This is a genomic window from Acinetobacter sp. YH12064 (assembly GCF_013419735.1).
Lineage (GTDB): Bacteria > Pseudomonadota > Gammaproteobacteria > Pseudomonadales > Moraxellaceae > Acinetobacter > Acinetobacter amyesii.
The window spans coordinates 43,038-62,501 of sequence record NZ_VOZP01000011.1; the positions used below are offsets into that span (position 1 = coordinate 43,038).

The 19,464-nt window shown below is 38.5% G+C and carries 20 protein-coding genes; 7 read left to right on the forward strand and 13 right to left on the reverse strand.

All coding sequences use genetic code 11. The annotated features are described in order from the left end of the window. Positions 1 to 111 precede the first annotated feature (111 nt). A complete protein-coding gene (locus FTU13_RS11600; RefSeq protein ID WP_078188530.1) occupies positions 112 to 1,023 on the reverse strand; it encodes a LysR family transcriptional regulator in 912 nt (303 codons plus the stop codon). A 279-nt stretch (positions 1,024 to 1,302) separates the two neighbouring features. On the opposite strand from FTU13_RS11600, the gene FTU13_RS11605 reads away from it, so the two are divergent. Further along, positions 1,303 to 2,217, forward strand: coding sequence for a LysR substrate-binding domain-containing protein (locus FTU13_RS11605; protein WP_078188531.1), 915 nt, complete (start codon positions 1,303 to 1,305; stop codon positions 2,215 to 2,217). 321 nt (positions 2,218 to 2,538) lie between these two features. Here FTU13_RS11605 and map read toward each other — a convergent pair whose 3' ends face one another. Beyond that, positions 2,539 to 3,333, reverse strand: coding sequence for a type I methionyl aminopeptidase (gene map, locus FTU13_RS11610; RefSeq protein WP_078188532.1), 795 nt, complete (start codon positions 3,331 to 3,333; stop codon positions 2,539 to 2,541). A gap of 350 nt (positions 3,334 to 3,683) precedes the next feature. Between map and brnQ the strand changes: the two genes are divergently transcribed. Continuing rightward, entirely contained in the window at positions 3,684 to 4,976 is a 1,293-nt protein-coding gene (gene brnQ / locus FTU13_RS11615; RefSeq protein WP_180127081.1) for a branched-chain amino acid transport system II carrier protein, read from the forward strand. A gap of 558 nt (positions 4,977 to 5,534) precedes the next feature. Beyond that, positions 5,535 to 5,771, forward strand: coding sequence for a hypothetical protein (locus FTU13_RS11620; RefSeq protein WP_078188534.1), 237 nt, complete (start codon positions 5,535 to 5,537; stop codon positions 5,769 to 5,771). A gap of 274 nt (positions 5,772 to 6,045) precedes the next feature. On the opposite strand, the gene FTU13_RS11625 is transcribed toward FTU13_RS11620, so the two are convergent. Then, positions 6,046 to 6,507, reverse strand: a complete 462-nt coding sequence (locus FTU13_RS11625) for a hypothetical protein (RefSeq protein ID WP_180127083.1) — start codon at positions 6,505 to 6,507, stop codon at positions 6,046 to 6,048. Between the two features lie 174 nt (positions 6,508 to 6,681). Between FTU13_RS11625 and FTU13_RS11630 the strand changes: the two genes are divergently transcribed. Together FTU13_RS11630 and FTU13_RS11635 are read left to right on the forward strand one after the other, a co-directional pair. Beyond that, a complete protein-coding gene (locus FTU13_RS11630; protein WP_180127085.1) occupies positions 6,682 to 7,542 on the forward strand; it encodes an alpha/beta fold hydrolase in 861 nt (286 codons plus the stop codon). Between the two features lie 215 nt (positions 7,543 to 7,757). After that, positions 7,758 to 8,243 (forward strand): Lrp/AsnC family transcriptional regulator, encoded by a 486-nt coding sequence (locus tag FTU13_RS11635; protein ID WP_078188537.1) that lies wholly within the window; start codon positions 7,758 to 7,760, stop codon positions 8,241 to 8,243. Between the two features lie 85 nt (positions 8,244 to 8,328). On the opposite strand, the gene FTU13_RS11640 is transcribed toward FTU13_RS11635, so the two are convergent. From FTU13_RS11640 to FTU13_RS11685, 10 genes are all read right to left on the reverse strand, one after another. Beyond that, a complete protein-coding gene (locus tag FTU13_RS11640; RefSeq protein WP_111884970.1) occupies positions 8,329 to 8,541 on the reverse strand; it encodes a hypothetical protein in 213 nt (70 codons plus the stop codon). Beyond that, on the reverse strand, positions 8,538 to 8,750 hold the full coding sequence (locus FTU13_RS11645; RefSeq protein ID WP_180127087.1) for a DUF4177 domain-containing protein: 213 nt from the start codon (positions 8,748 to 8,750) through the stop codon (positions 8,538 to 8,540). The genes FTU13_RS11640 and FTU13_RS11645 overlap by 4 nt, the downstream gene beginning before the upstream one ends. 202 nt (positions 8,751 to 8,952) lie before the next feature. Next, positions 8,953 to 9,810: a tetratricopeptide repeat protein gene (locus FTU13_RS11650; protein ID WP_078193932.1), complete on the reverse strand. Its 858-nt coding sequence runs from the start codon at positions 9,808 to 9,810 to the stop codon at positions 8,953 to 8,955. 93 nt (positions 9,811 to 9,903) lie between these two features. After that, the gene (gene gltS, locus FTU13_RS11655; protein WP_180127089.1) at positions 9,904 to 11,127 is read right to left on the reverse strand and encodes a sodium/glutamate symporter; all 1,224 of its coding nucleotides are present in this window, start codon (positions 11,125 to 11,127) and stop codon (positions 9,904 to 9,906) included. Positions 11,128 to 11,331: 204 nt separating this feature from the next. After that, positions 11,332 to 11,547 carry a hypothetical protein gene (locus FTU13_RS11660; RefSeq protein ID WP_078193934.1) on the reverse strand — a complete coding sequence of 72 codons (216 nt, stop codon included), beginning with the start codon at positions 11,545 to 11,547 and terminating at the stop codon, positions 11,332 to 11,334. A gap of 106 nt (positions 11,548 to 11,653) precedes the next feature. Next, entirely contained in the window at positions 11,654 to 12,664 is a 1,011-nt protein-coding gene (locus FTU13_RS11665) for a DUF4034 domain-containing protein (RefSeq protein ID WP_078193935.1), read from the reverse strand. A 99-nt stretch (positions 12,665 to 12,763) separates the two neighbouring features. Continuing rightward, on the reverse strand, positions 12,764 to 15,403 hold the full coding sequence (locus FTU13_RS11670) for a bifunctional aconitate hydratase 2/2-methylisocitrate dehydratase (protein ID WP_180127091.1): 2,640 nt from the start codon (positions 15,401 to 15,403) through the stop codon (positions 12,764 to 12,766). A 296-nt stretch (positions 15,404 to 15,699) separates the two neighbouring features. Further along, positions 15,700 to 15,969, reverse strand: a complete 270-nt coding sequence (locus FTU13_RS11675) for a hypothetical protein (RefSeq protein ID WP_078189189.1) — start codon at positions 15,967 to 15,969, stop codon at positions 15,700 to 15,702. Between the two features lie 296 nt (positions 15,970 to 16,265). After that, on the reverse strand, positions 16,266 to 16,625 hold the full coding sequence (locus FTU13_RS11680; protein ID WP_078193938.1) for a hypothetical protein: 360 nt from the start codon (positions 16,623 to 16,625) through the stop codon (positions 16,266 to 16,268). 112 nt (positions 16,626 to 16,737) lie between these two features. Next, on the reverse strand, positions 16,738 to 17,172 hold the full coding sequence (locus tag FTU13_RS11685) for an I78 family peptidase inhibitor (protein WP_180127093.1): 435 nt from the start codon (positions 17,170 to 17,172) through the stop codon (positions 16,738 to 16,740). 299 nt (positions 17,173 to 17,471) lie between these two features. Here FTU13_RS11685 and FTU13_RS11690 point away from each other — a divergent pair, with 299 nt between their 5' ends. Together FTU13_RS11690 and FTU13_RS11695 are read left to right on the forward strand one after the other, a co-directional pair. Then, on the forward strand, positions 17,472 to 18,119 hold the full coding sequence (locus tag FTU13_RS11690) for a LexA family transcriptional regulator (protein ID WP_078193940.1): 648 nt from the start codon (positions 17,472 to 17,474) through the stop codon (positions 18,117 to 18,119). Between the two features lie 15 nt (positions 18,120 to 18,134). Next, positions 18,135 to 19,430, forward strand: coding sequence for a Y-family DNA polymerase (locus FTU13_RS11695; protein WP_180127094.1), 1,296 nt, complete (start codon positions 18,135 to 18,137; stop codon positions 19,428 to 19,430). The last annotated feature ends 34 nt before the right edge of the window (positions 19,431 to 19,464 follow it).

Sequence of the window (19,464 nt, forward strand, 5' to 3'; positions counted from 1 at the left end):
CTCAATACTTTCAAGAATGAGCCTGTTTTTTTATATACAGGATGGTGTTACTTAATAAGTAACTTAAAAATTAATTTCAAAATCAAATTATTTTTAATGCTCTAACAAGTGTTAGAAAACTCGACGATCGTATTCAATTGCTTCCAAATCATACACTTGGTAAACGCAGTCAAATAAAGGACGTGCCAATTCCCCTTCATCATCATTCCGCACAATCAAATAAATTTGGCTAATGGCAGCACTATCCGATAATTTCACATAATTCACATGCCTAAACTGCATAATTTGTACAGATTCAGGAACAATACAAATGCCTTCGCCCGCAGCGACCATGCCTAGCGATTGCTGCAAATCAGCTTGAGTGTTAAAGCGTTTCGGCTCCATACCATATTCTAAAAACAACGACTTGATCAGCGTTGCATAACTTTGACCATCCGTTGCTGGATAGATAAAAATCTGCTCATCTTTGAGATTATTCAATGCAATCTGTTGTTGTGAAGATAAAGGATGGCTTGAATGCACCGCAACAATTAGTGGCTCTTCACGCAATAGCACACGTTTAACCGCCTGATCCGACACTCGAACTCGGCTAAAACATGCATCAACCCGACCTTCTTTTAATGCCTGAATCTGATCGACTGCACTCAGTTCAATTAAATTTACATTTAAGTGTGGATATTGCTGACGGAACAAATAAACAATTCGAGGTAATAAACCACAGAGTAACGAACCGCCATACCCAATATTAATGGTACGTTCTGTAGCACTGGCCCGCTGCGTAATGAGCTTAATTTCTTCTGCATTGGAAAGTAATTTCACAGCTTGCTGATAAAAGAAACGTCCAATGGTGGTGGTTCTTAAAGGACGGCTGCCACGCTCAAAAAGCTGTGCCCCCAACTCTTCTTCTAAATTTTGAATTTGACGACTTAAAGGAGGTTGAGCAATAAATAGCTTTTCAGCAGCCTTCGTAAAACTCTGTTCTTCTACAACGGCAACAAAGTAACGTAAATGTCTTAATTCCATGACATTGTCCTTTAATGTCGAATTTCTTTCATAATGGTCTTTTATTTGAATATATCAGGACGACACTCAAATCACATCCTTCAAATTCGGTTATTTAAAAGATGTATACACCACATTTATTGTTTGGTCATGCTAATGTGAAACGATTACAAGGTTAACCCGACTTTAGTCTTGGCAATTTTGCTCAATCTTCTCACATGAAAAACTACAAAACGTGATTGACTTCATGAAACAATTCAAGTTAATTAGCAAAATCGTTGCAAATATGGAATAAGAACAGTGCTGAGTGATCTAGATGATTTTTATTGTTTTGCCCAAGTGGTCGAACATGGTGGTTTTAGTGCAGCCGAACGTGCAACAGATATTCCAAAATCAAAACTGAGTCGTCGGGTCTATAACTTAGAAGAACGTTTAGGTGTCCGCCTGATTCAACGTAGTTCACGACATTTTGCTGTTACAGATATTGGTATGAATATCTACCGCCATGCACAAGTTATGATGAATGCCGCTCAAGCCGCACATGATTTGGTTGATCATCTCAGTACGCAGCCGCGCGGCTTAATTAAAGTCAGCTTACCTGTTTCCATCGCGCAAAATGAAATGACCAAAATATTGCCTGAATTTTTAAAGCAATATCCAGAAATCAAAGTGCAAATGATGGTGACCAATCGACGCGTAGATATCATTAATGAAGGCTTCGATCTTGCGCTACGTGTACGTTCAAATCTAGACGACGACCCTAATTTAGTCATTCGTAAATTTGAAACGATTGAGCAGCACTTATTTGCCAGTCAGGCGTATCTGAATAAATTTGGTGAACTCAAACAACCTGAAGATTTATCTCAGCATCAAATATTAAGTATGGCGGATGAGCATCTCGATCAACATATTATTGTGACCGATGCACAGCATCATCAGAAAAAAATCAAAGTTAACCCAACCGTGATGGGCTCTGACCTGTCTATGTTAGCTGCACTGGCCTGCCAAGATTGTGGCGTGGTGTTATTACCCGACAGTATTGTGTCCGATCACGTGAAATCAGGTGCTTTGGTTCGTGTACTACCTGAATGGAAAGCTGCACATGGTATTTTCCATGCAGTTTATCCATCTCGTCGTGGCTTACTACCTGCTGTACGTGTATTCATTGATTACTTAGTTGAAAAACTCAGCCAACATGAACATGCTAAATTTTAAGCAAAAAAAAAGCTTACCCATGTGATGGGTAAGCGAAAACTTAAAAACTAAGTAAAATCAGAAACTACAGCAGAATCTGTAGGGCTATTGTATAAATAAAATACATCTTTATTAAATCGTTAATAGCTCTAACTGATTTTTTGAGCTATAGGCAAAGCCTTACAAATTAAGACTTAGAGAAATGTAGTTAGTCTTAAAAACGATAACGCCCATAACCACCACGAACTCCTAGACTAAAGTCAAAAAATATACAACTGTATAATTTTATTTAACTTCAATCATTTGGACACAGTAGATATGGCATTAACAACACTACAGAGCTTAGATCGCGGGATATGCGCCTGTACCCTCTGGCCATGGAGATAACAACTCAAAACCAGTATCGGTTACAACAACCATATGTTCCCACTGTGCCGATAAAGAACGGTCTGCAGTAATTACTGTCCAGCCGTCTTTTAACTCTTTAGTACGTGCTTTACCGCTATTAATCATCGGTTCAATGGTAAAGACCATGCCTTTTTTCAGAATGACACCTTGACCCGGTTGACCATAGTGTAAAACACTTGGTTGCTCATGATAAACCTTACCAATCCCGTGACCACAATATTCACGTACAATGCTGTAGCCTTCACGATGAGCAACTTGTTGAATGGCATAGCCTACATCCCCCAAAGTTGCTCCCGGTTTAACTGCATGAATCCCTGCAACCATCGCTTCATAGGTAGTTTCGACTAACTTTTTAGCCGCAGGCGAAACCTCACCCACATAGTACATACGACTGGTATCACCAAAATAACCATCTTTAATGATGGCAACATCAATATTGATAATGTCACCATCTTTCAATACGGTTTCTTTCGAAGGAATACCATGACAAACCACTTCATTCGGTGAAATGCAGGTGGTTTTGGTATAGCCATAGTAGCCAACATTGGCAGGAATCACTTTAAGTGTGTTGACGATAAAATCATTACAGATATCGTCTAGATATTCAGTGGTCACGCCCGGCTTGACATACTCCCCGATCATCTCTAAAACCTGAGCAGCTAAACGACCTGAAATGCGTAATTTTTCAATATCTTGCTCGGTTTTAATCGTGATTTTGGAAGCTTTCATCTGAATATCCTCAAATTTGAATACACCGAATTATAGACCTTTTAGATTTTTTTTGTTTTATTCAGCCAATATTTCTGCATTTATTCGGCTTATAGCATCCTATTTAGTGCTGAAAATTAGAACAATTGATTTATATCTGATAAATCTTAATAGCTAAACATATTCCTATAAAAAATTTTATATATAATAAATTTCTTTTATTTATCATAAACATAAATAAAACATTATTTTATCTGTCAATATATTCATAATTCGTATTATAAAAACTATCTATACGATTTATAAATTTTGCTCCAAAAACGAGCTTAATTGCACTAAAATTGCCTTTTTTCACAGTTCATCTCCCCTTTATGACAAGTCTTCGTACACGGGATATTGTTGCCTTAGGTTTTATGACCTTTGCACTATTTATTGGTGCAGGTAACATTATTTTCCCACCAATTGTCGCACAGCAAGCGGGTGAACATGTTTGGTTAGCTGCATTTGGTTTCTTGATCACTGCAGTTGGCCTACCTGTCATCACGATTATTGCTTTGTCGCGTGTAGAAGGTTCTATTCAAGTTTTAAGTTCACCTCTGGGTAAAGCAGCCAGCATTATCCTTACTGTCGCGTGTTACTTAGCTGTTGGACCTTTATTTGCAACACCTCGTACAGCTACCGTTTCTTATGAAATTGGTTTCTCTTCTTATTTTGGTAACAGCGCAAACAGTCTGCTGATTTATAGCTTGATTTATTTTGCATTGGTGACGATTGTTTCACTTTACCCAAATAAAATTTTAGATACCGTAGGTTATTTCCTTTCACCACTCAAGATTTTAGGCCTCGTTATACTGGGTATCTCTGCGTTCTTTATCCCTGCCGGTGTGATTCCACCTGCAATTGATAACTACGTAACTGCACCAGTTTCTGAAGGTGTAGTAAATGGTTATTTAACCATGGATACATTAGGCGCTTTAGTTTTTGGTATTGTGATCGTCAAAGCCATTACTTCACGCGGCGTAACGGATAGTAAGCTCGTCACCAAATATGCTGTCATTGCCAGTATTATTTCTGGTATTGGACTTACACTGGTATATATCAGCTTATTCAAACTCGGTATGGGCAGCCATGATATTGCTCCAAATGCAACAAATGGTGCAGTGATCCTGCATGCATATGTACAACATGCTTTTGGTGATATGGGCGCTTATTTCCTATCTGCAATGATTTTTGTTGCATGTATGGTTACCGCGATAGGCTTAACCTGCGCATGTGCTGAATATTTCTCAGAATTGACTAAAATTCCATACAAAGTTTTTGTGTTCATTTTAGTTGGCTTCTCACTGCTTATTTCAAACTTAGGTTTAACCAAACTCATTGCTGTTTCAGTACCTGTTTTAAGTGCGATTTATCCACCTGCGATTGCCGTTATCCTACTTAGCTTCTGCTCTAAATGGTTTATTTCACCATCAAGAGTTATTGCGCCTGTTACCGCATGTGCGTTTATTTTCGGTATTTTTGACGGTTTAAAAGTGGCTGGTTTCGAAGATGCACTTCCAAGCTTTATTGCCAATCTACCGCTTGCTCAACAAAATTTAGCATGGCTGATCCCTTCTGCGATTGTGCTGATTATTGCTGCTGTAATTGACAAAGTTAAAAAATAACCTTTTTTGACCTGTCTAAAATCGGAGTTTTACCCGAATGACGATTTTACCTGTGACCAATAATTGTCGAGTTTTACCCAAACTGACATTTATTTGTCCTACTACAGCGCAATAATCCTAATTCATTGAACTTTTAAATAAAGTTTTATTTTCATGATGAGAAAAAAAGCCAGCCCTTTGGCTACAAAATATAATAATAGTTAAAATACAAATACTTTCTGCAAAATACACCGTACACAAACTCCATGATTAAGCCCGATTCAGACTGTAAGCTAGGCGGTTTCTTGTCATAAAGCCGATATACCCGTGTTGGTATATATATTGCTTATTCATACATAGATATTATGCATCGACCATTTTACTCACCAGTCAACACCTTTAGATTCATAATATTTAGTATATGAATAAAATGATTATTCTTATATGATGATCTAACATAGTTTTATGACAAAATAATGACATTTACTATTGAAATACTTCTAGTTTCGAAGTACAACAGTAGTTCAAACCTGACCAAAATCATGGGTTTTGGCTAAACAACAACACGGAGGGGTGGAGATGTTATCAGTACATTTCAAAAAGCAATTCTTCATTAACGCTCTGAAGGCAAATAAGAACATGGTGACCTATACAAGCACCACTATTGCTCTCATGCTGACACTACTTATTCAAGGCTTAATACAAGGAAATTTAAGACCTGAATACTTTGCTTATGCGCTTATTGTCTCGGTGGCCTTTTATTTATGGGCAGTCATTGACCACAAATATCGAAAGCAAAAATCAACAGAATTTTAAGTTAGAAGATGGATGAGGCATCATCCATCTTGAAAAAAGAAAAGATGCCACGCCTACCTTCTCGATCATTCAATCCATTTTAAATAACAATACAAATAATCTCTAAAATAACCAGAAAATCATCAGCTTTTTCCCATAAATTTTCAATTCTGCAGAACTTAAAATTTTGTTTATATAAATTCTTCTACCGAACAATCGTCTGCACTTTAAAAGCTTTTATCTCCTGATTAGCCTCCAATCTAATTGATACAATTTTTATTTGATACTACTTTGCTTAAAACCAAAATTTAACGATGACTCCGAAGAGCAATCCGAGTGTTGCAATTAACTCGCCAATCACCAATCCAAGCATTGCCATACTCATCATCCATTTAGGTAAATGCCATTTGCCTAAGACGTGCGGTACTTTAAATTGATTGGTGGTATCAGCTAAAAAGCCATGCAGCACATAGCTTAAAATCGAAAAGCTAAAAAAGAACAAATTGATGATTACAAAGAGTAAATTGAGCGTATGTGGAAGTGCTGAAAAATAGGCCAATACCGCTAAAATAAGCGTCGCTGGGGCGTATAACAAACTGCTCCGATGTGCAATATCGACATAATAATGCGCACGTGCCAGTTCAGACTGCCTTATTTGTGTATATTTCCACACACCCGTGAGCATACCTACCCATAAATAAATCCCACTAAAGACTATCGCAATTTGTACTGCACCCGAAAGTTGAAGCATGTCCATTTTTAATTTACATCCATTGTTCAATTACACTCATTATTTTTATCTGTATTTATACTGCAATAGTAATTGCTTCAAACCTGTTATGACATGACTTTAGAGTCATACTCTTTTCAGGTTTCTTTTTGGAACTTGTGTAAATTAGAGTCATCGGAACACACCCATGAAGTTTGAATCATGTCATCATCTGAAAAACTCACGATTCATTGCCAAGACGGCTATTCACTGAGTGCGCGCTATTATCCACACCAGACAGAGCTCAAACAGGTTTTACCTGTGTTGATTTGTCCAGCCACAGGCATTACCAAGCAATTTTATAATAGTTATGCAACATGGTTGAGCCAACAAGGCTATGACGTTTTAGTTTTTGATTTTCGTGGTATTGGTGAGTCGCTACACAGCCCTCTAAAAGAATCGACAGCAAGTATTGTTCAATGGGGGCAGCTTGATATCCCGGCGGCAATCGACGCTTTAATCAGTAAAACGCAAGCACCTAAAGTCATATTACTCGGTCATAGCGCAGGCGGACAATTATTAGGTATCGTGCCAAATTTTGACAAAGTTGCCAAAGTGGTTGCTGTTTCTGGCTCTACGGGGCATGTCAAAGATCTTAAAGGTCGTACCAAACTTTTAGCTCCAGTGATGTTTAATGTGATCTTCCCGATTGCACGCTATACCATTGGCTATGGCCCGACCAATGCAATTGGCATGGGTGAAAATTTGCCAAAAGATGTTGCTCGTGAATGGGCTGAATTTTGTAGCAAACCCGGTTATGTCATCAATGCCTTAGGCAAAACTGTTCAGCATGATTTTCATCAACAAGTGAGCTGCCCGATCACTGCCGTATGGAGCTCTGATGACGAAATCGCCACGGAAGCCAATGTCAAAGACTTGCTGCGCTTATACCCGAATGCTTCGACTCAAATGATTGAGTTAAAACCGAAAGAAACAGGTCATAAAGCCATCGGCCATATGTTGATGTTTAAATCGTCACATCAAAACCTATGGCCGATCATTGAACAACAGTTACACGCTTAAGTTTTTACCACTCAGTCAGTAATCCGGCTGAGTGGTCTTTTTATGGACTGCACAATAATTTCTACTTTTAGATTCATTCAAACTGCCTGACATCTTACATATTCTATTTTCTATCTTTAAAATCTGCACTGAACGTCTAAGTGTACTTATTTTCATCAGCCGACCATTGCAAAAAATGATATAACTATTTTTTCTCAATTATATTCTATTTTGGCATGAGTGAAGCACGACACAACCTCGACAGAATTGATCGTTTAATATTATCCGCATTAAGAGAAGATGGACGACTCACCATAGCCCAGCTGTCTGAACGTGTTGGTCTCTCCTCTTCGCCGTGTTGGACACGCTTAAAGCGTTTAGAAAATTTAAAAATTATCGACGGCTATACAGCCAACATCAACCCAAAATCGATTGGGATCAATGAATTATTCTTTATTGAAATTACATTAGAACGTCACGACGATGAAATTTTAGATCAATTTAGTGAAACTTTAGCCAATATGCCAGAAGTAGTAGAAGCACATTTAGTCACTGGCGATTATGATTATTTGGTGAAAGTTGCAGTTAAAAATGCTGAACACTATGAGCGTTTTTTACGTAAAAATTTATATTCTATGAAAGGTATACGCCATACCCGCTCTATTTTTGCGCTACGACAATTAAAATCTGCCAGCAGTGCTGACCTTATGATGATTGAGTAATGAGCCAATATAGATCTAATCTATAAGATGACTTTAAAATTTAAAGGCAATTGAGTTCAGCACTCAATTACCCTATTTATGTGTTCTAATCTATATAGCCATCTTTTTTCAATTTTTTATCTGTCAAATACTCACGTATGACCAATGTTGCAATAATAATGATGGCTTCTAAGATCGCTACTGTGATGGTTATTTTGGTAAATACTTCGACACTGAGCAACACAAACCATAATTGAGAGATGGCTAATAAACCCCATAAAACTGAAATAATAAGTGCACTAAAGACACCGTATTTCATTTTTCTCTCTCCAAAACAACTACATAAGCTTCGCGCTTCCAAAAAAGCAGCTTACGACGGATATCCTTTTCCATCGTAATCACCGCCCAACCTTGCTGTGCATTTTGATTTAAAAAATTGGTGAATTTAACAGGATCAACTTTTGAAGAGCCAAGCAGCAAAGATCCCAGCATACCTTCTTGATAGATAACAACTTTATATTCTTTCATCAATATAGTTCTTTATGGTTATAGTGAAGTGAACAAATGTTCATGGCAAAGTATAGCGATCGCTTTTTCCTAAAACAACAAAGTTTTAACTGTCAATTTACTCAGCATTTTTTTCAATTTTATGCTTTAATATACACAGTATGAGATGAGCCTTATATGAGTATCACGCGAGTGATACGACTAGCCCCAACCATGGGGCTTTTTATTGTTTTGTACTTAGCTCACATTGTTGTATTTCATTGTTCAATTTTGACAAAACAAGACTGTGAATTTCACATGTTTTCACAGGGTCTTGCTCATAAGCCGAATTAAACCATGCAGCAGCTTTTTCAAAATCTCGCTGTACGCCTAGCCCACCTAAATAAAAACTTGCAACGCTAATTTTTCCGTTCAAATCATTTGCTTCCGCAGCCTTTAAAAACCACGGATAAGCCTTTTTATAATCAGGCTTTGCATCAATACCTTGATAATAAATCATACCCAAACGGGACTGATATTGAGCCAAGCCTTGTTCAGCCAACAACATCGTTGGCTTTTCAGCAAGCTGCATATTTTGCTTCGTATAGTAATAATAGTCGGCCAATTGTTCGATATCTTCTTGCTTGCCTTTATTTGCAAATTCAATTAAAAGACTTTCCAATTTTTTCTCATTCCTTGGAATGAGTTCATATTTATTCATGATCAAAAGCATACGCTTTGAATCTTCTAAATTTCTTTCAGCACCAATCTCAAACCATTTTGCAGCTTCCACATAATCTACTTTTACACCGACACCTTTGTAATATATCAATCCCAAATTTTGATTTGCAGAGCGGTGCCCTAAGGCAGAAGCACGTTTATACAACGCTATGGCTTCGGGCAGATTAATCTCCACACCTTCTAGCCCCATATGTTTCAGTACAGCCAAATCATACAGCGCCTGCTTTTCGTTATTTTGCGCTTGAACTATGGTCTTTTGGACATCAATTTCAGCTGAATAGGTTATAGAAAATGGAAGTGCTGTTAATACAAATAGCATGAACAATTTGATGTAAGGCAAATGATATTTTAAAACTTTCATTGTTTATTATTCTTGATCAATAAGATGGTGAAAAATGAAATGCTAAAACACTCTATCTAGATGCTTTAGCATTTTTTAAAGCTATATATAGTATTAACCAAAGAAGCCTATCGTTGCCTGAATGACCACAGCATTGACAATATCTACAAAGAATGCCCCAGTCAAAGGTATGATTAAAAAGGCTTTATGTGATGGCCCATAAGTATTGGTTACTGCTTGAATATTAGCAATCGCTGTCGGTGTTGCACCCAAATTTACACCACATTGCCCTGCACAAAGTACTGCTGCGTCATAGCTTTTTCCCATGATCCTAAAAGTTACAAAGTACAGATACAGTGCTAAAACGAGGGTTTGTACCAGTAAAATAATCACCAGTGGGCCTGCAAGATCTGCCAATAACCAGAGCTGCAATGACATCAGCGCCATGGATAAAAATAATGCCAAGGATGCGTTACCAAATACATCGATACAGCGGTCAAACATTTCTATTTTAAAGCCTAGCTCCAAGGTATTTCTTAAAAATACACCGCAAGCCAAAGCCCAAACGAATGTAGGCAACTCAAACCACTGTCCGCGAGCAAAGTCCGTCATGAAATAGGCAAAGCTGATACAGATGGCAAACATCCCCATCGTTTTGACGGCATCATCTGCGGTAATTAAACGAGTTTTTTCAGGATATTCGAAAGGTGCCGTTTCAGATGCAGGCGGTGCTTCATTACGGCCTGTTGTCGGTACAAGTTCTTCTGCCAACTGAAAACGGCGGATGAGGAATTTCGCCACTGGCCCGCCCATCATACCGCCAATGACCAAGCCGAAGGTTGCACTTGCCATACCGAGTACGACTGCACCTTGTATACCATGATCTTGTTCAAAGACTGTGCCCCATGCACCTGCTGTACCGTGACCGCCCGTAAGCGTAACGGAACCTGTAATTAAGCCGATGAGCGGATCTAATCCTAAAATTTTGGCTAAACTGATGCCAACGATGTTTTGCAGTATGACAAATATAATGACACAGCCTAAAAACAGCACTAACGCCTTGCCACCCTCTTTGAGTTTTCCAAGACTTGCGCTCAAGCCTACCGATGTAAAGAACATCAGCATGAATATTTGCTGGATTTTGGCATCAAAATTTACGGTGATATTAAAGTTTTTAAATAATATAAATGTGATAATCGCAGCGACCAAACCGCCTGCTACAGGTTCAGGAATGTTGTATTTTTTCAGGATGGAAATTTTGTGTACGAAGAAATAACCGATAAATAAAACCAAAACCGCCACGACAATTGTCAAAAAAGCATCTAGCTCATAATTCATAATTTAATCTTAAGTGCTCAATTTTATTTATCTTTTTACATAATTATTTGATTTTTTCAGCTAGAAAAATGTAAATAAGTTATTTAGCCCCTTCTTCTACTACACATTTCTGAAGCCTAATAAATGAAATAAATAAAAATGCTCAGCGTATGTGATGTGCTGAGCATTTGCTGTTTATGACTGAAAAGCAGGAATTTTGAGAGATTATTTGATATCGAATACCCAGTTATGCGCCTCTTTATCACTGGTGGTTTCACAGACATAGTAATCTTGATCCCAAGCATCTTGGTTAAAGATTTCTTTTTTGTGGTAAGTCATCTGTTTGCCATTTTCGACACAGACAAAGCTTTCGCCTTGGTCTTTGACTTGGGTTCCGTTGAGGAAGCCACCAATACAGAGGAATCGGGATTGTTTGGGCACTGATCTATGCTACTGTAAAATAATATTAGTTGTGATTAAACGTTGTATTCTTAGAACTGTAAATAACATTTATAAATAAAAGCCTCCAATTAAGAGGCGATTATTTCTATTTTTGACAGTTATTCAAACTATTTTCTATATAGCTTTTTTCTAATTGTCCTTGTTTAAAGGATTTTAATAACCGTTCCAACCTCACTCTATTCCCAGGATAAGAGCAATACAATTTTTGTACATCATTTATTTTACTCAAAGAAGTAAGTTTACTTAAAGAATCTACGGCACCTTGCTCAACCCTAGCCCAATTTACATTTAGTTTTTTCAAATCATACTTATTGTTATGTACTGTATATAGAATATGATAATAATGAAAATCTTTTTCTGCAGGATTCATTTCCTGTATATCATTAATAATCATTTGAATAGCATCATAATTTTCTCCAAACCACTTTGGCTCAAAACTCTCCATAAATGTATTATAAATAACTCGCTGTTTTGGATATTTTACAATTCCATCTTGATAAGCTTTTAAGTAGTTTTCTTCAGCCCCCAGATCACGTAGGGTCATTAACAGTATGTAGTAATAAAAAGGATCTTTAGATGCAACATCATAATTTTCTAATAAAAAATTTAAATTTTTAATTGATTGATCACCAAAATATTGCATATTTTTTTTCGATACTTGTGAAGTATAACTTCCCCCTCTAATGCTCCAAGCATGTTTTCTAACCCAAAGCGTATAGTAAATATAACCTAATGGTGACTCTGGTTCAGCCTTAATCCATTTCTGTGCGATTGCTATATTTTCTTTATAATAATTTGGAGAAGTTACTCGATGTTTATTTACAATCCCAAGAAAAGAATCTAAATAACTAGTATGTTTAAACTTACCATCAAAATTATATTCTTCACTATTTAAAAGCTGTTGTGCTTTGTTTGAAATATCTTTGAACTTTTTCTCTCTAATCAAATTTTCCACTTCAGACTGAATGTCATATCCTGTGGGATATATACTTTCATCAACCAATTTTATGTTTGCTAACTTCGTATACGACACTTCTGCAAAAATTTGTGTAGAACAAAATGTTAATAATATAAAAGATAAATTCTTTAGTTTCATAAGGCCAATTTCTAAATTACAGTTTTATTATTAGTAAGATTCTATTAAATAAAGAAAATCCCACATGACGTGGGATTTTCTTATTAACTACTTAATCAATTAAGACAATTGAGCAGCAGCAATTTTCTTAGTATCAACGTCTTTAGCAGCGTCAGTATAGTCGCCCATTTTGTCGAAGCTTAAGTATTGGTAGATGTCTGCAGACATGCTATCAATTTGAGCTGCGTATTCTTGGTACTCAGCTGGAGTTGGTAATTTACCAAGTACAGCAGCAACAGAAGCAAGCTCAGCAGAAGCTAAGTAAACGTTCGCACCTTGACCTAGACGGTTCGGGAAGTTACGAGTAGAAGTCGATACACAAGTAGTGTTCGGAGCTACACGTGCTTGGTTACCCATACATAATGAACAACCTGGCATTTCTGTACGAGCGCCAGCTTTACCATAGATGTTGTAGAAACCTTCTTCCATCAATTGACGTTCGTCCATACGAGTTGGAGGAGCCAACCATAGACGAGTAGATAAAGAACCACCAGGAACTTTGTCTAGAAGTTTACCAGCCGCACGGAAGTGACCAATGTTAGTCATACATGAACCAACAAATACTTCGTCAATTTTTGTACCAGCAACGTCAGAAAGCAATTTAGCGTCATCTGGGTCGTTCGGGCAGCAAAGAACTGGTTCAGTAATTGTAGAAAGGTCAATTTCATACACTTTAGTGTATTCAGCATCTGGATCTGCTTTGATTAGGCTTGGGTTCGCTAACCATTTCTCCATGTTTTCTACACGGCGCGCCATTGTACGAGCATCGCCATAACCTTCAGAAATCATCCATTTCAACATAGTAATGTTTGAACGAAGGTATTCAGCAACTTTCTCTTCAGAAAGCGTGATAGAACAGCCTGCAGCAGAACGTTCAGCAGATGCGTCAGAAAGTTCGAACGCTTGCTCAACAGTAAGGTCAGTTTCCATTTCTGTAAGGTCGATCTCAAGGATACGGCCAGAGAAGATGTTCTTCTTACCTTTTTTCTCTACAGTTAAGTCGCCTTCTTGGATCGCTACGTAAGGAATTGCATGTACTAGGTCACGTAGAGTGATACCAGGTTGCATTTTACCTTTGAACTTAACAAGAACAGATTCAGGCATATCTAGTGGCATAACACCAGTCGCTGCAGCGAACGCTACAAGACCAGAACCCGCTGGGAACGAAATACCGATTGGGAAACGAGTATGCGAGTCACCACCAGTACCTACTGTATCTGGAAGAAGCATACGGTTTAACCAAGAGTGGATAATACCATCACCTGGACGTAGAGAAACACCACCACGGTTCATGATGAAATCAGGAAGCGTGTGCTGCATTTGAACGTCAACTGGTTTTGGATACGCAGCTGTATGACAGAAAGATTGCATAACTAGGTCAGCAGAGAAGCCTAGGCAAGCAAGATCTTTAAGTTCGTCACGAGTCATTGGACCTGTTGTATCTTGAGAACCAACAGTAGTCATCTTAGGTTCACAGTAAGTACCTGGAAGTACACCTTGACCTTCAGGAAGACCACAAGCGCGACCAACCATTTTTTGAGCTTGAGTGAAGCCTTTACCAGTAGCTGCAGGTTGAACTGGAGTACGGAATAAAGTTGAAGGTGCAAGACCAAGAGCTTCACGAGCTTTAGTTGTTAAACCACGACCAACGATAAGGTTGATACGGCCACCAGCACGTACTTCATCTAAAAGAACTGGAGTTTTAAGTTCAGATTCAGCGATTTGAACGCCGTCTTTGAACGCAGTTACTTTAGCAGCAGCGTGGTCGATTTTAAGCGTGATTTCGTCGCCCATGTTCATGTTTTGAACATCGATTTCTACTGGCAATGCACCAGCATCTTCCATAGTGTTGAAGAAAATCGGAGCGATTTTAGAACCTAAGCAATAACCACCGTCTTTTTTGTTCGGAATGTGAGCAATTTCGTCACCAAAGAACCAAAGTACAGAGTTAGTTGCTGACTTACGAGAAGAACCAGTACCAACAACGTCACCTACGTAAGCAACTTGGTTGCCTTTCGCGATAAGCTCTTTGATTTGGCTAAGTGGACCAACTTCGCCAGGAACTTCTGGATTGATACCGTCACGTACGTTTTTAAGCATTGCGTTAGCATGTAACGGAATGTCTGGACGGCTCCACGCGTCTTGTGCAGGTGACAAGTCGTCTGTGTTCGTTTCGCCAGTTACTTTGAAAACTGTAAGTTTGATTTCTTCAGGAACGTCTTTACGGCTAGTGAACCATTCAGCATCTGCCCAAGATTGCATAACTGCTTGTGCATTCGCATTGCCCGCTTTTGCTTTATCAGCAACGTCGTGGAAGGCATCAAATACAAGAAGAGTTTTCTTAAGTGCGTCAGCAGCTAATTCACCAAGCTCTGCATCATCAAGAAGTGCAACTAAAGGAGCAACGTTATAACCACCAAGCATAGTACCTAGTAGGTAAACCGCACGTTCTTTAGTTACTAGTGGAGAAGTCGCTTCACCTTTTGCCAAAGCAGCTAAGAAAGCAGCTTTAACGTATGCAGCTTGGTCAACACCCGCTGGAACACGGTTTTCTAGTAAATCAACTAAAAATGCTTCTTCGCCAGCTGGTGGGTTTTTTAATAATTCAACTAATGCAGCTGTTTGAGCATCGTCAAGTGGCTTCGGTGGGACTCCGAGTGCGGCACGTTCTTCAACGTGTTGGCGGTAAGCTTCTAGCACGGTGTTATTCCTCTTTTTTAAAAAATTATTTACGCATTCCTGCTTTAAATAAAGCTACGCAAATAATATGGACTGCTAAATTTTACTAAAATTCCAGTTAAAAGTTAATGCACTACAAGTGTTTCTTCGTGATGCCCGTTATTTTATAAATAAATGATCCTCATATCGTTTATACATTAAGCAAAATCAATACTTAGAACACGCTTTTCTTGCGCATATTAACTTTTGACTAAAATTAACCATCAAAAAAAGGCAACTAAATGTTGCCTGTTTTTATTAGTATTGGATATTCCACCTTAGTGGACAGTGGTTGCAGTGATATATTGCTGAAGTTCTGCTCGATCGCCTGTAAATCTGAGGCACCATTCGTCCTGACATGTGGTTTGATGTTGATTACTTGCAAAGCTGATATCGACCAAATAGCGTTGAGAAAATTCATCTACTTTTTGGCGTAATGTGACTTTATCTCCAATGCTGAGCACGTAGTTCCCACCACCGATAATTGCTACGCCTTGTTCATCTTCTAGGAGTAGATCTGAGTGATGCATATAACCTATAACGTCCATATTCTGCTCCTCTACTGTTTTTTATTCTCCATTTCATTATTCATTAAAAAGATTTGCTTTTCTATATTTATGATTTAGCAAGTTGTCACAATTTGTATTCCGCTCTGCTTAGGCTATTTTAAAATCTTTAAGCATCTCATATTCAAAGTAACCCGAAGATAAATATGCATTCGCAAAATAAGCATGAACTCCATCATATGGCTAAACAACGGATAGTTGCCCCGTTGTAACTACTCACTGATGAATACAGCCTTTAGGTTTTGCTTTACGCGCTTTCTCGCATAAAAAACCGTTCCTTAGAACGGTTTATAATCTGGCATTTCGGTATGCGGTGTTGCGATACATTTTTCAGTAAACTCAGCACGAATTTTTTCACGTGCTTTTTCAACATCAGTATTAATCTCAGCTTGCGGCAAGGCATAAACTTCATCAATGATGTTCAGGATAAATCCTTTGGTGGTTTCATCCTCAATTTTGTTGGCATGCTCAACTGCTTTGTCTTTTTCAATTGCATTTTGACGATCTAACATAATCGTACGTGCAGCATTACCTACACTGCGGCAGTAACCCTGCCACTGCTCTTCAGGGGTTAATGGTTTTTTTTCAGCACAGCCGACCAAAGCCACCATAACGGATAAAGCAAATAACTTTTTCATGAACTTCTCCTTACGAGGGGCAATATAAAAGATCGTAATGGATTTGTCATTTAAATTAGTCATAGCCGAACAAACAAAAAAAGCCCTTTCGGGCCTTTTTTATGCGTTTAAATTAACCACAAGTTGCTTGAATAATCTTTTGATTGATTGGATTTACAGTGACGGTGACGCGCTCTACACGATAATCCATTGTTACTGGCTGCCCAGGTTTTACTAAACGGACAATTTGAGCTTGGCTAATCGCCTTGATCTGATCTTCAGTCAATTTTGCTTGACCAATCAGCGTCTTAGCCTTATCAGCTACACATTCAGTTTGGCTACTACGGAATAATGCCCACTCTTCAACCACTTGTCCGTTTGGCAGATGGCAATACCCGACCTGAGCATTTGCTTCATCACGAATTTCAAGTTTACCTTTTTGTTCTACACAATACTGGCTGGCTGGATTTGCCATACCAATTTTTTCTGATGTAGTTTCAGTTTGCTGTGTTGTGCTACAACCCGCCATAAATGCTGTCAGTGCAGCTAAAATCCATACATTTTTCATCAAGTCTATTTCTGAATATAAAAATTTAACTTACCAAGTTTGTGCCAAATAAACGAGTTGTTTATTGAAATTTTTAGTTGTCATTCCACTTTCTGTAATTAGGCAGCAATGTGCCCTATGTTCAAAATACAGAACGTCATTTTCTTTGAACTGATGATGATTTTTGCAATATTTAAAACGACTAAACTTGTCGCAGCTTTGATTTTAAAGGTTTTATAAATTTGAAAAATGACCTGCTCAACGCGTATGCTAAAAAAAGTACTTTTCTTCAAACACGCCACGTTGCGTAGGAGCAAAATATGTCAAAAAAACTGCCGATTTATTTTTCGGACGAAGCTTGGTCGTCTTTGCAACAGCTCATGGGCGCAGATGGCAAACCCAGTCCCACAATCAATGCCCTGCTTGAAAGGCAATCTCAAGAACTATCTATGGATCCATTTTTGGATTCTTCGCTCAATGTTCAGCCTGTTCAGAAAAATACCCGTATTGAACTTCCCGTTGCCTTGGAACGTATTCCTGCTGGCCCAGCTTTCGCCAATAAAGATGTTTTTGAAAAAGTCTTAGACCTAAATGATTATTTGGTAATTAACCCGCTCGCTACATTTATTGCGCATGTCGATAGCGAGTCTTTACTCAATGCCGGCTTTGAAATTAATGATACTTTTTTAGTCGATCGTAGCTTAGAAGCCAAACATGGCGATATCGTGGTTGCACTGATTGATAATCGTGAAATCACCTTAAAGCGATTGATGATCACCGCAAAAATGTCAAAAGAAGAAATTGCCGACATTTTTGGTGACCCCAATAAAGTCTTACCCAAAATTTGGCTAAAAGCAGAAAATCCAGCCTATGCGCATATTATCCCTTCAGATAGCGAATCTATCGTTGTTCAGGGTGTTGTGACCTTTAATTTAAAGCAATTTTATAAGCGCTCATCACACACCTAAACACAAGAATTCACCATGAAAGCTGCAAATAAAATATTTGCGTTAGTTGACCTTAACAACTGCTACGTCAGTTGTGAGCGTGTCTTTAACCCAAAGCTCAATAATGTCCCTGTCGTCGTGCTGTCCAATAACGATGGCTGTGTTGTATCTCGAAGTCAGGAAGCCAAAGACCTCGGGATTAAAATGGCTGTGCCGGTCTATCAAATTCAGGATTTAATCCAACAACATCATGTTCAGGTGTTGTCGAGTAACTATGCTCTCTACACCGAAATGTCTAATCGATTTATGAATATTTTAGGCATGTATGTCGGCCCCGAAGACCGTGAAATTTACTCGATCGATGAGTGTTTTTTAGATTTCACTGCCTATCAAGAACTGTTTGATTTGAGCCTATATGCCAAAGAAATACGAGAGACGATCCTAAAATGGCTAGGCTTAACCTGCTGTGTCGGGATTGGTCGCTCTAAAACGGAAGCCAAAATGGCCAACCATCTTGCCAAAAAAAATGCTTATTTGAACGGTGTGTGCAATTTAGTTGAAATGGACCCTTGTTCCTCAGAACAACTCCTTGCGCAGACACCAGTCAATGAAGTTTGGGGCGTCGGTCGCAATCATACAAAAGCCCTGAATCAGCTTGGCATTCATTATGTTTTAGATCTGATCAATGCACAGCCTAAAGATATTCGAAAAAAATTTAGTGTGGTGATGGAAAAAACCGTCTTGGAACTGCAAGGTCTATCTTGTCTGTCTATTGAAGAAGAAGCACCGAGCAAACAGCAAATTATCAGTAGTCGTTCCTATGGTCAGCCAGTCTACGAACTGGAAGATATTAAAGCCTCTATTCGTGTATATATCGCGCGAGCCGTCACACGTTTAAGAGCAGATCATTCTCTATGTCGTATGGTGGGAGTGTTTATTCAAACGAGTCGCTTTAATTCTACTGAAAAATACGCACCTTATCTGGCCATTACACTGAATGAGCATACCGATGACTTAATTAGCATCACCCAAGCAGCAACGCGTGCCGCCGAAAAAATCTTTAAAGCGGGATTTAAATATAAAAAAGCCGGTGTGGTGTTATTAGAAATCATTCCAAAACAAAACTTTACCCCAGATTTGTTTTGCGATATGGCGTTAAGACAAAGCCGTTTGAAACTGTCCGACACCATCGACGATATTCAAAAAAAATTTGGGCATCATTTTGTCTCGATCGGCTTAGCGCAGGACGATGCTGCAACATGGCGGATGAAAAAAAATCTGTGTTCCCCCGCTTACCTGAGTAATTGGAACGAACTGCTTCGTGTGAAATAAAACGTTTGATTGAAACGCTACGCTGTAGTGGCGC

Bases quoted from the DNA above. Each gene is read 5' to 3' on its own strand.
- FTU13_RS11600 (WP_078188530.1), bottom strand. From the start codon at position 1,023: ATGGAATTAAGACATTTACGTTACTTTGTTGCCGTTGTAGAAGAACAG.
- FTU13_RS11625 (WP_180127083.1), bottom strand. From the start codon at position 6,507: ATGGACATGCTTCAACTTTCGGGTGCAGTACAAATTGCGATAGTCTTT.
- FTU13_RS11675 (WP_078189189.1), bottom strand. From the start codon at position 15,969: ATGGACGTTATAGGTTATATGCATCACTCAGATCTACTCCTAGAAGAT.
- FTU13_RS11635 (WP_078188537.1), top strand. From the start codon at position 7,758: ATGAGTGAAGCACGACACAACCTCGACAGAATTGATCGTTTAATATTA.
- map (WP_078188532.1), bottom strand. From the start codon at position 3,333: ATGAAAGCTTCCAAAATCACGATTAAAACCGAGCAAGATATTGAAAAA.
- FTU13_RS11695 (WP_180127094.1), top strand. From the start codon at position 18,135: ATGAAAGCTGCAAATAAAATATTTGCGTTAGTTGACCTTAACAACTGC.
- FTU13_RS11690 (WP_078193940.1), top strand. From the start codon at position 17,472: ATGTCAAAAAAACTGCCGATTTATTTTTCGGACGAAGCTTGGTCGTCT.
- FTU13_RS11685 (WP_180127093.1), bottom strand. From the start codon at position 17,172: ATGAAAAATGTATGGATTTTAGCTGCACTGACAGCATTTATGGCGGGT.
- FTU13_RS11620 (WP_078188534.1), top strand. From the start codon at position 5,535: ATGTTATCAGTACATTTCAAAAAGCAATTCTTCATTAACGCTCTGAAG.
- FTU13_RS11665 (WP_078193935.1), bottom strand. From the start codon at position 12,664: ATGAAACTAAAGAATTTATCTTTTATATTATTAACATTTTGTTCTACA.
- gltS (WP_180127089.1), bottom strand. From the start codon at position 11,127: ATGAATTATGAGCTAGATGCTTTTTTGACAATTGTCGTGGCGGTTTTG.
- FTU13_RS11650 (WP_078193932.1), bottom strand. From the start codon at position 9,810: ATGAAAGTTTTAAAATATCATTTGCCTTACATCAAATTGTTCATGCTA.
- FTU13_RS11680 (WP_078193938.1), bottom strand. From the start codon at position 16,625: ATGAAAAAGTTATTTGCTTTATCCGTTATGGTGGCTTTGGTCGGCTGT.
- FTU13_RS11645 (WP_180127087.1), bottom strand. From the start codon at position 8,750: ATGAAAGAATATAAAGTTGTTATCTATCAAGAAGGTATGCTGGGATCT.
- FTU13_RS11630 (WP_180127085.1), top strand. From the start codon at position 6,682: ATGTCATCATCTGAAAAACTCACGATTCATTGCCAAGACGGCTATTCA.
- brnQ (WP_180127081.1), top strand. From the start codon at position 3,684: ATGACAAGTCTTCGTACACGGGATATTGTTGCCTTAGGTTTTATGACC.
- FTU13_RS11640 (WP_111884970.1), bottom strand. From the start codon at position 8,541: ATGAAATACGGTGTCTTTAGTGCACTTATTATTTCAGTTTTATGGGGT.